We start from the raw sequence: 13,643 nt of genomic DNA, 5'->3' as shown, positions 1-13,643 counted from the left end.
GTTAAATTTATTCTTCTTTTTTTAAATAAACATCTTTTAAAAATATTTTCAAAGATGTTTGAAATAATTTGAAAATAAAGTGACATCATATAATTTATCCAGTAGTTGTTCTAAAAGCAGTCTACGCATTATTAGAAAGAAAAAAATGAAAAAAAATGTATTAATACTTGAGACAAATCAAAAAATGTCCAAGGAAGAAAAAAGAAAATTTGCCTTTTGGCGTAATTGAAATTTTGTTTTTATGCTATTAGCATACACAATGTTTTATTTCGTTAAATACGCATATAAAAAGGAGTATGGAGATAATGCCTCAATTAGTGCTAGTGACTTTGGTACAATGGCAATGGTTTTCAATATTTCTTATGGAGTATCGAAATTTTTATCAGGTAATATAGCTGATAGAAGTAACGCCAGATATTTCATGTGTATTGGATTATTTATGACATCGATAATAAACTTATTCTCTGGTGCATATGATAATATTATATTCATTACAATCATGCTTGCATTCGTAGCATGATTCCAAGGGTTTGGATACCCTCCTATATCACGTATGTTCGCTGCGTGATTCACTAAAAAAGAACGTGGAACAAGAATGGGTGTGTGATCAATATCTCATAATATTGGTGGTGGATTAGCACCATTCTTAGTAATTCCAATTGCCTTTATTCCAAATGATGCAATTGGACATATGTTTGTCCCATCAATAATTGGTATTGTTGGAGCTGTAATTTGTTTCTTTGCATTAAAAGAAAAACCTTCAGTTGTTAATTTACCTCGTGTTGAAAAATATCTTGATGTTCAAATTGAAGATGTTGATATTAAAGATCAAGGTGTTAAATCATCATTTAAAAACAATGTAATGACAGTTATTAAAAACAAGTGATTATGAGTATTTGTTGGTGGATATTTAGCAATGATGGTATTTAGATTAGGTGTTGGTGACTTTATGTTTAAATACATTAAAGATCATCATCACTTGGGAGATAAAAAAACTTCAGGTTCAGCAGGTAAAGTTGCATTTATGCTATTTGAATTTATAGGTATTCCTGCATCTATATTTGCTGGTTGATTTACTGATATAATGGTCAGAAAAGGAAGAGGGAGATTTGGAGTTTTATTAGGTGCAACCTTAGTTTCATTGGTTGGGCTTGGAATTCTTTGAGGGGCTCCAATTGGTAATAAGGCTGTAATTTTTACAGGTATTATAATTACATCATTTAGTGTTTGAATGGTTATAAGTATGGGTGGTCCAATTGTTATGGACCTTTCGCCAAAACGTGCTGTTGCAACATCTGTTGGGTTCAAAGGTATAACAACTTATGTTGGTGCCTCTATTATTGGTGATAAAATTTCTGGTGTCATCATAAGTAGTCATGGTTGAAATGCTTACTTTGGGTTTATTTTAGCTATTGGTATACTTGGTGGATTTGCTTTCTTAGCATTACGTATATGAAAACCACAACCAAAAGAAGATGGTAAATATAAGGAAGAATATGACGAGCTTAAAGAACAAGAAACTAATTAATGAAAAGCAATTCTTAAGATTAAAAGAAGACTATGAAGAATCTTTAATTGAAAAAAGAAAGGATTTCATTAGTATTAATATGAAAAAAAATATAAAAATAGATAGAGTTGATGCATTTGATAAAATAAAGCAATTTATTTTTAGCAACATTTCAACAGATGATATTTTTGTTGGATTAGTAATTATAAAAAACGATAATAAAGCCTTCATTACTAAATATGAAGAAAACAAAAAAATAACTTATGTTGTTAAGTTTGGAAGGCAACACGTTGAATTTATATTTGATATTTTTGAATATGATGAAAAATTACAAATAGAAATTACAAAGAATTTTATTCACGAAAAACCATTAACACTTTGAAGTAAGATGCTAGTTAAAAATCAAGCTAAAAGTGAAATGGAATCTATATTTAAATTTATAAATAAAATTAATAAAAGAAAAAGTTAAACATATTAACTTATCTATCCCTTAATAACATAAGGGATTTTTTTATTATGATTAATTCAAAGGTATTGATTTTTGAAATTAAAACTTATTTTATAAGTATTTTATTATTTAAAAGATTAACCTTAAAAAACTTTGAAAATTATAAAAAAATAAGCTGTATATTAAATTGTATATAGGCAGATTAAACTTTAAATTTGTTTTTTTAGCATAATCTTATACAATACATAATTTATTGCATTTGTTTTGTAAAAGATGCTTTATTATAAGTCTATTATTTTAATCTAAATTGAATTGGTTTTCCTTCTCTAATTTGGAAAAGTGTAGAGTCTCTAATTTCTTTTAACACTCTACTACTTACTGTTGGAGAATAATCTGGATAACGTTTTTTAAATTCATTTATGTCATATCACTTGCCATCCGCTCCCCTTAAGCACAAAAGATCTATTAAGAATAAACGCAAATGTCTTGAAGCTTTTTTTGGCATTTCATTTGTCATGTCTTTCATTTTAATGTAAGCAGTTGTATGGTCAATAAAAATTTCATATAAATTACCAACAAAGAAAGTTAAATCTATATTTGATTTTTGTTTTTTGGCTTTTGTTATTTTTCTAAAAGTTGTATCTAACTTCTCTTTGAATGCATAAATAGATTCCGACAAGAAAATTAACTTTCAAAATTCATCCCTTGAGTGATTTATTAAAACTCATAAGTGCAAGATTCTTCCCATACGTCCATTGTAGTCATAATAAGGGTGTATATTTTCAAAAATGTAGTGTGAAATAATAGCCTTTGTTTGTATTTTATCTTCCAATGCACCTGAGTCAATAAAAGCGATTAGTTCCTTGATTTTAGTTGAAATGATTGAACTAGGCACACCTTTATCTTGACCAATTGTTACGTCTCCTTCTCTATATAATTTTCCAAATTCAATTACATCACTCAAATCAGCTGTTAGCATTCCGTATAATGTGTGGATATTTCTTTCTGTAATTTCTTTATTGCTAGTTATGAATGATAAAGCATCATAGTAATTAGAAATAAGTTTAGTTAGTTCATCTTTTTTTAATTTATTACCGCTTAGCTTATTTTTAATTACTTGTTCAACAATTTTCCTTGAAGAGTTGACCCCTTCAGCTCTTAATGAAGAATTTATTTCTGAAACTACATACCCTTGTTTTAAGTATTCAGAAACACCGCCTTCTCTAAAATGCAAGGCCTTATCTATTAATTCATTAAATTTATTCTCTAGAGGTTCTATAGCATTAATAAATAATAAAAATGGAGTCCCTTCTTGATTTGTTAGATTGGTTTCAATTGGTTCTTCCTTGTAGTGAGTATACAAATTACTTTTAAAAGAAACCTCTCTTGAAGTTGGTGATTCATTTATTTTTGAGTAAGATAATATTTTCATATATTTATTATATAACACACAACAAACACACATAGGATTGTTTTGTGTGTTTGTTGTGGTAATGACTTCCAATAAACTCTTTATACAATTAAACAGAGAAGTGTTTATGAATTTTATTGTCTCAATGACATGGTCAGAAAACGTTTTATATTTTAAGCTATTTAAAGGAGGATAAGTAGTCAAAAACTAGATTATTAGTATTGCTTTATATCTAAGGAAGTGATTAATTTCCCGAATGTTGAGTAATGGTTCAACTTGCTTTGATCTGATTTTTTCAAAGTGATGCAAGTATTAAGGTATGTTTTTTTATCATAGCAACCGCCCATATTTTGAAGAGTATAATTATATTGAAGTTGTCTATATCAAATTTTTATAGGGAGTACAAAACTATGAGTGTGATATTAGGAGTATTGGCAATAGTGCTATTTTTATTTACATTTATAAATAAAAAGTATGCTCTTAATGATGAGAATAGTTTCTACTGCATTACTTTTCGTTATTCAATTCGATAATCATATTTGCTTTAAATTATAAGCAGTATTTAAAATAATTTTCTAGGGAGGATGTATGAAAAACAAAAAATGAAAAACAATACTATATATATTGAACAAATCAATTAAAGGAAGTTTACCACTTTTTGTAGGTGTATTTCTTGAAACAATTATATTTATAGGTATTTGATTTATTAGTAATAAACAAATATCAATCAATATCAATGGCACTCACATTAAAAAAGGAATAATCGTCATAATTCCAGCCTTATTATTACTTGTACCATTGTGTACTTCGAGGGTTATATTGCCTGTATACGGCAGGTTTAATAATCTTTCGATTTTGAAATCTATGGGTTTATATAAAAAGAGAATGATTTTATTGGAAATATTTTTCCTATGCACAATTTCATTTGTTGTAATTTTGCCAAATGTAATACTTTCTTGGTTTTTATTTAAGAACCTTTATGTAACATTGTTTGTTGCCTCATTGCTTTTATTATTGCCATTGGTTATATTATTTTGATTTTCTATTTCCAATCAAGTTTTCAATGGTTCTGATAATATAAAGATATTTAAACGTTTTATCGCAGTTTTTGGGCCTATCATTTGTGTTGCAACATCATTCTTTTATATGCCTGAAACAGTTTTGGAACACATTGATATATTTTATGGATTGTCATTTATAAATCCAATGCTTTCAATTAATACTATATTCTTATCAATAGTAACAAATACATTCCATTTTTACTATATTTTCCCATTGGTTATTTGATCTTTAATGGGAATTTTAAATTATTTCTTACAATACAAAAATCAACCTTTTATTTCAAATAATCAAAAAGAAATAAAAGTATTTAATATGCAAAATTTGCAAGTAGCCAACAGGGTATTGGTTGAGAATATTAATTTAAAAATAGAAAATAGCATTATAGTTGGTACAAATGGAGTTGGGAAGACAACACTATTAAAAAACATGTATAGGTACTGTTCTAATCAAAATTCAAAAACATATTATCTTTCTGCAGAGAATGACAATATAAATGTTTTCGAACACTATAAGCCACTTGAGATAATTGAACAAGTAATTAAAAACAATAAAAATATTTCAAAAAATACTAAAGAAATAATGGCAGAATTAGAAGAAAACTTCAAGGAAATATCTAATCAAAAAATATCTAAATTATCAGGAGGTCAAAAGCAGATTTTTAAAGCATTATCAATGATTTTTGGAGAATTTGATTTATTGTTAATAGATGAATTTGAAAAATCATTAACTGCAGATATGACTAATTTATTATTGGAATTATTAGAAAAATATCAAACTAACGCTACAAAGATTTTTATAACTCATAGCCAAAAAATAGTTGATTTTTATGAAAACTATACAAAAATATTAATTAAAAATAAGGATATAAAATACACTTCCAATTTATTCTCTATTGAAGATGTTATTTAAGATTAAATTTACAGAATATCAATATAGTTGTTTAATTCATTAATTTGTAGAGGCGATATATATAGATAAAGAGTTGTATAATTTTAAAAAGGATGTTACCTAAAAAGCATTTTATTAAACTAAGGGAGGGTATGATGGCTATAATTAAACAAAAATACATAAAGATGTGTATTGCTGGATTATTTATGATTTTATCAATTGTTGTTTTTTTATTACAAGACAATTCAGCAATAATATATATTTCTATTTTACAAGTTATTTTAGCTTGTGCTTATTTGATTAACGAAAAAATTAGTTTAATAGAAATTTTATTCATAGGATTTCTATTGTTTTTCTTAATATTTACTCAATCATTATTATGTAAATTATTTATTTATGATAATATTGCCCCTGTAAAAGTTGTGATTGAAAATACAATAGATTCACTTAGTTGAGTAGAGATTCTTTCTGGTTTATTATTTTGAACATTTATTCTTACTGTTATTATTGAAGCAATATTCAAAAAGAAAATATCCATTAATTTTTTTAAATTAAGTTCAAGTAGTTTCAAAAAAATTGCATACTACTTTGTATGCAGCTTCATTGTTATCATTATTATTTCAACACAATTTTTAGCGGCAAACATTTATAGTGGATCTTTAGCGTGAGGTGTAATATTATATCTTGTAACTTTAATTGTTTCAATTATTTTATTTGTGGTTACTTACAAGGTTCAGAAAAGGTTTTCAATACCGGCAAAAAATTAAATGCAAAAAAATTTATATTTGCAACACTTAATATTTTTAGATTTTTTAAATTAATTGTTTTGCAAATGTAGATAAGAGGCACAAAAGATATGGAAAATCTATGAAGGACTTTTCATTTTTAGTGCTCGTTGACTTGAATTCCGTTTGTTTTTAGTTATCAAACCACTTGGAATTCTTAGGTGTAATTATTTGAAGAACAAAATATTAGTTTTCTCTTAATATTCTTTTATCTCTAAGTGCAACACCTTAAATTTAAATTTAAAAAAGTTAAACCCTTTATTGGTTTAACTTTTCTTTAACGTGATTACACCACTTGCTTTATTAATTATTTGGCTTTTCTCGATGAGATTATTTCATTAAATTTTGAAATGATTTTTTTAGCCTGATCAAGACTTTTTTCATTAATAACCTCATTACCTTTGCTATGACCAATTTTCTTATCTAATCATTGTTTAGTTTTTTTGCCACCGATCATTTTCAGTTCAGTCTTATTAAAAGATTTAATTCTTTCTCTAATTCCTGAAGTGACAATAGTAGAAATAGCTGATGCATAATCCTTGTTCAATATTTCCATACGTTTTTGCCCATCCTTATAAACTTTTCATTGGAATTCAGAAAGATATTCTGGATTCAAATTATGGAGTCTTTTAATAAGTGAGAAAGAAGTCATTTTATTGCGTACATCTTTTGTTAATTTTTTTAAAATAATAGGGACTTGAATGGTCGAAGCGTTCTTTAATATTTTGGATGCTAAATCTATATTTATTGTTGTTGGTAATTTCAGATCAATATCCATCAATAATATTTTTCTAAAGTTATCATTATTGATTAATATTTTATTTAATAAATCACCACTTACCAATCTATCCCTTATGTCAAACTCATTAAAAAGGAAAGACATGAATATAAAGTTATTAATTTGTATATCCCCTTCCTTATAAAGTTTCAAGACAATTTTATAAATGGTGGTATCTTTTTTAAAATTACCATCTCTAATTACACTAGTTTTGTACATTGGTAAGTTTTTCCAAGTTACAAATTCTGTAAAAATAATTGTTGCATCCTTGATAACCACTGAACTATATTGTGAATTTATATTAAAGCTATCGGCAACTTTAACCGATAAGAATTTATAACTTGAATCAACCACATCTTTGCTATTAAGTTCATTATCACATAAGTTATTCTCTATTTTTAATTGTTGGAAGTTAATGAAATCATAATTGACTTCATCATCAAAACAAATAATTTCATTATCTTTGATGCTGAAAAATATTTTTGTTGGTTTCTTCTTCTCTTCCGTTTTATATATATTGATAATTTTTGCATCAAAGCAATCGGGGTTATTTCTTTTGAAATTAACTTCAAGTTCTTCATTTAAATCGTCTTCATTATATAAACTAAAATCCAACTCATCAGTAACTATTTTGAATTTATTTACAACTGGGGATAAAGATTCTACCTTGCCTGTAATATTAATTCTTTTAATCAAGAAGTTGTTATCTAATATTTTTTGTAATTCGTTATCTTGGAAGTTCAAAATCTCTTCAAAATTTTCGAAGCCTCTTTTAATAATGGTATAAATTTGATTATATTCAATCAAACCCTTTGAATTGATATAATCAGCAATACTTTTTTGATTTTCTAAGGCCTTTTTACTTAAATCTAAAATAAATTTTGGAATATATTTCTTATATTCAATCTCTGCTTCAAATTTATATGAATTTAAATCCGTTGTATATGTTAACTTATTCATTAAACCACCTTCTTGAGAATGATATTATTTTTGTAACCTGCTAAATCAACATTCTTCATCTTCTTAAAGATTTCACCAAAGAACATTCTTTGTTGACTATCGTACTTCATAACAACACTTCTTAGGATGCTGTCATTGCCTAAAACAAAAGTTAAATCTTTTGATCTTGAAATTGCAACATTAAGTCTTCTGTAGTCAGAAATAAACCCGATACTTCTATTACTTATGTCTGAAACTACCGTTGAGACAATAACTATGTCTGCTTGATCTCCTTGGAAGGCATCAACTGTATTTATTTTTATAGACTTAAAATTTTGTCTTTCATGTTTAATTGTTGTAACGTTATCTTTGATGGTTTTAACTTGTGCTCCATAAGTTGCTATTATTGCAACTGAAAGTTCTTGAGAGTTCTCTATTTCATCACCTAATTCATTTAGCAATGTATCTATATATTGTGCCTCTAGAATATTTTTTCTTGAAGTTCCTACGTTCTCCTCTCTTGAGCCATTCATGGCCAAGAATGTGAAAGGATAATATGGTTTGCCTTTTCATTTTATTTTAGAATCATTATCTTCTCTAGTGGCTATTAACTCATCTCCATAGAATGTTGAATAAGCATCAAGAATACCCCTAACAGAACGTCTATTTTCTTTGAGCATTATTGCTCTTCTATTTTTATTTGCATCATTGAATAATTTATCAAAGATGGAAACAGAAATATATTCTTTGATAATTTTTAAATCTAAATCAGAATACCTTTTTTGTATATCTGAATCTACAAAATCATCTAGAGGAGCTAATTGCCTTTGGTCTCCTACAAAAATAACTTTTTTAGAGTTAACGACATATCTAATCAATTCTGGTACTGATGATTTACTTATTTCATCAATTATTAAAACATCGATCTTAGACATAAATCCATCTCAAATTCTATTTCTTAATGAAGAAGATGTTGTTGTTGAACCTATAACCATAGATTTAGCGATTAAATCTTTGAAATTGACATAAGATAAGTCAAGTTCTTCAAGGTCTAACATTTCCTTAATTTTATTGGAGTATAATCTGTCAATCTTTTCATGCGAATAATCACTTTTACCAGAATCTGCCTTAACACATAAATCACGATATTCAAGATCATTCATTAAATTCTCCATAATATTTTCAACTGCAACATTTGTCTGTGAAGAAACTAATACTCTTTTTCCAATTGAAGCATAATATTTGCACATTTCAGTTATTGTAAAGGTTTTACCTGTTCCTGGAGGACCTTGTATAAATGCTATTGGATGATTATCAATTGCTAAATTGAATGCTCGCTTTTGTTCTTTATTTAAAATTTGAAGATGTTTGTTTGCTTGTCTTTGATCAATAATTCAATCATCAATTTTTCCAACTTCATTAAATTCTCCATTATTGAATAAATATTCAAATAGATTATTGTTGTTGAGTCTTCTAGCCTTAATGTCTCTTACAACACTAAGCATTGTATTGGACTTAATGTAACTTAATCTATCATATATACAAAACATTTGCTCTTCATCCAAAATAAGATCTTTTGCATCCACCATCAAACTAACAATAGATTCATTTTTATTTATTTTTTTAATATTGAAGTCAATTAGTTTTAATGTGGCGTTATGCGCTTCTTTATCTTTAGTGCTTGAATAAATTAATTTTCCACCATCTCTAAGAATTGTTCTAAGTGTTTTTGAAGCATTCTTCATATCTTTAAGTGGCTTAGATTCAAAGAGAATAACTTCTTTTCCATACGAATCCTCTGCTAATTTATTTAATTGGCTACTGTCTACAAAAGTATTGTTCATACCTTTGATTTTTTCAATCTTTTCAGTTGAAATATTTTTATTATCAACAAAGAATATTGATTTTTGTTTGAAACTATTTATTGGTCAATAATATGATTGATTTTCTTGTTTATAATCATCCATCTCTTTGTAAAGTTGAATTGCGGAAAGTATATTTGTTGTGTCTCCTGCTTTCAAGATAAAGCCAGGCTTTTGAGCTAATTCCTCTATTAATTCTTGGAATTCATTTATGTCAGTAAATGCATCTTCTAACATAACAGTAATACCATTGCGAGATATATCTTTACCGTGTAAAGAGAAGTTTGCCACTCAAAATTCCACACCGTTAATTCTTTCGTTAAAATTTAAATTACCTTTCAAGTGTAAAAATTTACCTTTTATCTTTATGACTAAAACCAACCTTTTTAAGCCTATCTTTATTCCATAAGTTGTATTTCATTCTGGCTCTTCTTCCGTTGTATAAATGTTTGCTTTCAACCCTGAAGAAATGAGTGTGTTATTTAACTTATGTCAAAAAAAATCATTTACTATCTTTGTCATCATTTATTTCTTGTTCTATTTCTCTTCTTAAAGAGAAATTATTTATGTATATTTTCATATATCCTTTCTTTTAACTAAAAGGAAATAAAAAAGCCCACTTGAAGTGGGGCAAATTATCCGCTATTTTTGGATAGAAACGAATAACCTGCTTGGGCTTTATCTATCCAGAATAATTATACCTTTTTTATTAGCTTTTAGCTCTTCACCTCTTTTGGTGGTTATGTCAAAAAAATCATCTTTAATCTTAATTTTATTTTAAGTGCGGCCCAATGCACTGTTCATTGTGAACACTTTAATTATATTCCATTATTTTTACTTCATATTATCGAATTTTCCATATAACTTAGAAATTTTCTTGTATGAGTTTTTATGACTTGGCTTTTTATATCTTGCTTTTATAAGTTCTCAATTGTAATCAATAAAAGCTTGATTTTGTTTTGTTGGTTGTATTCTATGAAAAGTAATCTTTCCACCTTTTCAGTGTTTTTTTATTTTTTTCTTTCAAGGATCAAACAAATAAATGAAAGTTACTTTCTTCCCTGTTTGCTTAATTGCATTTAAGCAATGAAAGCATGGCAAAAATGTTTGATAAATTACAATTTTCTTAGCTTTTGTATTTCTTATTTTTTCTAGTGATAAGAATTCGGCATGATTTTTATGTCTTAAGTGTTGTTTATTTATTTTTCCTTTTTCATTTCATGTTACATTACTTAAAACGTCATCTAAGTCCAATACTGAAAAGCATGGAAAACCTTGTGGTTTTTTCTTTTTCATTTCATTATAAATTTTGTTTATTTTTTTAGACATTGTAGGCCTCCTTTCTGAATAAAAGCGTATAAAAACCCGACTGCAAGCAGTTGAGTTATTCGTTTCTATCCAAATTAATTATACATATTTAGTTAAAAAAATAAAACCTAAAGAAGAGTAGAAAGATTCAAATAAAATATTTAAAGGTAATAAATATAAACACAACTCTTTAGAGTTAACATGGGAAATATAAGTGTGATTACTTTTAATGTTGGCACAAATATAAAGAGTATCATTAGCGACGGTGTTGCATTCAATTGGATCATATATTTTTTTTACAAAATCCATGTTAGTGTGTTTTTTTATTATGACTTTCTCTTTTTGATGCCATTATTTATTATTAAATATTGAAACTTTAAACATCTATATAAAATTAGTTAATTTACTAAAATATGCACCCCATAAAGAAGGCTTGTATTTTTTATCTTATATACATTCTTAACTTCATAAAAATATTATAAATTCACACTTTGAATTACTCTAAATCACACACTCTTAGTTTTGGTTTTCTCTTTATTTATCATTGATTTTATCGATAAATACATATATCTATTCTTTAATTTAATAATTGAATGATTGTTGATATCTATCTTTTGTTTTGAGAGTTTTGATCTTTAAAATTTACAGATTTAAATACCCTTTTGTTATTTCATATACTTATTTAATAACACTAAGTATTGTCCTTTATAGTTACCCATAGAAACTACAAAATAAATCATCTAATTTATCTTCATTAATAATGTCTTTATTCTATTCATGAAAAGCATTTTATGGCATTAGTTCAGAATACTTGTTAATCCATTTAATGGTATGGTGTTATGTTAAAATTAGTATTATGAATAAAAAATATAAACTATTTAGTTATGGTACTTTTCAAGAACCAGAAATCCAAAAAATTGTTTTTGGAAAAATTAAGCAAGGTACAAAAGCCACTTTAAAACAATATGGTAAATATTCTGATGAAACACCATATCTTTGTATTAAAAAAGATGAAAAAAGAGATGTTGAAGGAACAATAATGGAAGTAACTCTTGAAGAGTTGTTTAAGTGTGAACAATGGGAGAGTGTTCCTATGTATAAAAAGTACAATATGATTGCTGAAACAGCAAAGGGAGAGTCAGTAGAAGTCATTGTATATAATAAAGAACCAATTGGTAAGTCTAAAAAACATTTAGATAAAAAAACAACCGTCAAAAAAGAAGCTAGAGAAATGTTTCTAAATGAAGTTAGGGAATTTGCTGCAGATGTAAATACCGAAACACACAACTTCAAATTTGGTGACTTAATTGGGATGTTTTCTTTTTCAATTAAAGAACCAATACAAGAAACATTTAAAAATAAATATTTACTTGACCAAGCTTTTATTAAAGATTTTGACGATGTAATGAAAACAACATTTGAAGATGAGTTAATTAAGACATTTAAATATGATGATTTTGCACAATATTGCCTAAATATGAAAGTGGAACATGAAGGTAGTCTGCATAATGCGAAGTTCACTTTTAAGAATTTTGATAGTAGAAATCCTGAATATGGATTTGCATATCTACAATTTCTAAATTTGACTATTAATATCGATACTCTATGTAGGGATATATTTACCAATAAAACAAAAATAAAAATCCAAACTCATAATGGTTGAACAGATCTTGTAACTTTAAAAGAATTTTTCAAAATAAATAAAATACAAACTCTTGATATGCCTAAATTCTTTGTATATTCATATGAGAAACTATCTGATGATTTAATGAAAAATATCAGTGTATCTCAATCTGGTAAAGATGTTGTAGAAAAAGATATTAACGAAAATATTAAAAATAATTTAGCTAATTATGGGACTGCTCAAATTTTTGCAACTCAACAAGCTATATTTGAAATACCAAAAGAGTACAACCCATATTACAAGGAAAGAATGCTAAATCAATTCTTAACTATCTTTGTGTATGAATTATTACTTTATAAGAAGACCTTGAACCTTGAACTTATTATTAAATTTCAAGAGTTTTGAAAATTACATAATAAAATGCCTGACAATTACTACGCTTTAGAGAAATCATTAGAGGAAATAAAGGGTATTTATAGATACAACAAGGAAGTTAGTTCATTTGTGAATAGTGATTTATTCATTTATCCAAGTGCAAAACGCTTACAAGAAAAATTATTCCCTATTTTAGGGATTCAGAATATCATTGAAACAACACTTCAGATTGATGAACAATTAGTCAAGATCGAGGCGGAGTCTGAATTAAAAAGCCAAAGAGAAAGTCAAAGAAAAAACAACAAGAAGATGAGATTAATAAAATTCTTCGCGTTACTAATTTCATTAACATCATCTTCTGGACTTATGCTTTCTTTCTTGATAGAAGTTCTTAAAATGAGAAGCATGGAAGCTACACTAACAATTTTTACTATTGTTGTAGTGATTTTAGTTTTAATATCAATTTTTATGATTTTTGATGTAACTAGAAGAAAAAGAAAAAGCAAAAAAGAAAAACATGAATACGAAAGTATTGTTAATTCTGATGAATAACCTGTAGGTAATGTATTAAATTTTGTGTAACTCCTATGTTGTAAAATTACAATAAAGGAGTTTTTATTATGAAAAACAAAAAAGACAAAACATTTCAAGAAGAA

Annotated in this window: 9 protein-coding genes; 5 read left to right on the top strand and 4 right to left on the bottom strand. The window is 26.6% G+C overall.

What is annotated here, in order from left to right:
• The first annotated feature begins 145 nt into the window (after positions 1-145).
• Entirely contained in the window at positions 146-1,528 is a 1,383-nt protein-coding gene (locus C4B24_RS02380; protein WP_131598991.1) for an MFS transporter, read from the top strand.
• Positions 1,497-1,976: a hypothetical protein gene (locus C4B24_RS02375; protein ID WP_131598989.1), complete on the top strand. Its 480-nt coding sequence runs from the start codon at positions 1,497-1,499 to the stop codon at positions 1,974-1,976. Before C4B24_RS02380 ends, C4B24_RS02375 begins: the two co-directional genes overlap by 32 nt.
• Before the next feature lie 271 nt (positions 1,977-2,247).
• Here the strand turns inward: C4B24_RS02375 and C4B24_RS02370 are convergent, their stop codons facing one another.
• Positions 2,248-3,387 carry a Fic family protein gene (locus C4B24_RS02370; RefSeq protein WP_168388327.1) on the bottom strand — a complete coding sequence of 380 codons (1,140 nt, stop codon included), beginning with the start codon at positions 3,385-3,387 and terminating at the stop codon, positions 2,248-2,250.
• A gap of 567 nt (positions 3,388-3,954) precedes the next feature.
• Between C4B24_RS02370 and C4B24_RS02365 the strand changes: the two genes are divergently transcribed.
• Both C4B24_RS02365 and C4B24_RS02360 read left to right on the top strand, forming a co-directional pair.
• Positions 3,955-5,337 (top strand): ATP-binding cassette domain-containing protein, encoded by a 1,383-nt coding sequence (locus tag C4B24_RS02365; RefSeq protein ID WP_131598986.1) that lies wholly within the window; start codon positions 3,955-3,957, stop codon positions 5,335-5,337.
• A gap of 134 nt (positions 5,338-5,471) precedes the next feature.
• Positions 5,472-6,083 carry a hypothetical protein gene (locus tag C4B24_RS02360; protein WP_131598984.1) on the top strand — a complete coding sequence of 204 codons (612 nt, stop codon included), beginning with the start codon at positions 5,472-5,474 and terminating at the stop codon, positions 6,081-6,083.
• Between the two features lie 325 nt (positions 6,084-6,408).
• On the opposite strand, the gene C4B24_RS02355 is transcribed toward C4B24_RS02360, so the two are convergent.
• The 3 genes from C4B24_RS02355 to C4B24_RS02345 all read right to left on the bottom strand — a co-directional run bounded on the left by C4B24_RS02355 (position 6,409) and on the right by C4B24_RS02345 (position 11,009).
• Positions 6,409-7,839: a hypothetical protein gene (locus C4B24_RS02355; protein ID WP_131598982.1), complete on the bottom strand. Its 1,431-nt coding sequence runs from the start codon at positions 7,837-7,839 to the stop codon at positions 6,409-6,411.
• Positions 7,839-10,202, bottom strand: a complete 2,364-nt coding sequence (locus C4B24_RS02350; protein WP_168388326.1) for a DEAD/DEAH box helicase — start codon at positions 10,200-10,202, stop codon at positions 7,839-7,841. Before C4B24_RS02350 ends, C4B24_RS02355 begins: the two co-directional genes overlap by 1 nt.
• Positions 10,203-10,514: 312 nt before the next feature.
• The gene (locus C4B24_RS02345; RefSeq protein ID WP_131598979.1) at positions 10,515-11,009 is read right to left on the bottom strand and encodes a hypothetical protein; all 495 of its coding nucleotides are present in this window, start codon (positions 11,007-11,009) and stop codon (positions 10,515-10,517) included.
• 835 nt (positions 11,010-11,844) lie between these two features.
• Here C4B24_RS02345 and C4B24_RS02340 point away from each other — a divergent pair.
• Positions 11,845-13,539: a gamma-glutamylcyclotransferase gene (locus C4B24_RS02340; protein WP_168388325.1), complete on the top strand. Its 1,695-nt coding sequence runs from the start codon at positions 11,845-11,847 to the stop codon at positions 13,537-13,539.
• Positions 13,540-13,643: the final 104 nt, after the last annotated feature.

It is taken from the genome of Mycoplasma marinum, from assembly GCF_004335975.1.
GTDB lineage: Bacteria > Bacillota_I > Bacilli_A > Mycoplasmatales > Metamycoplasmataceae > Mycoplasma_K > Mycoplasma_K marinum.
This window is presented reverse-complemented; position numbering and strand designations above follow the sequence as displayed.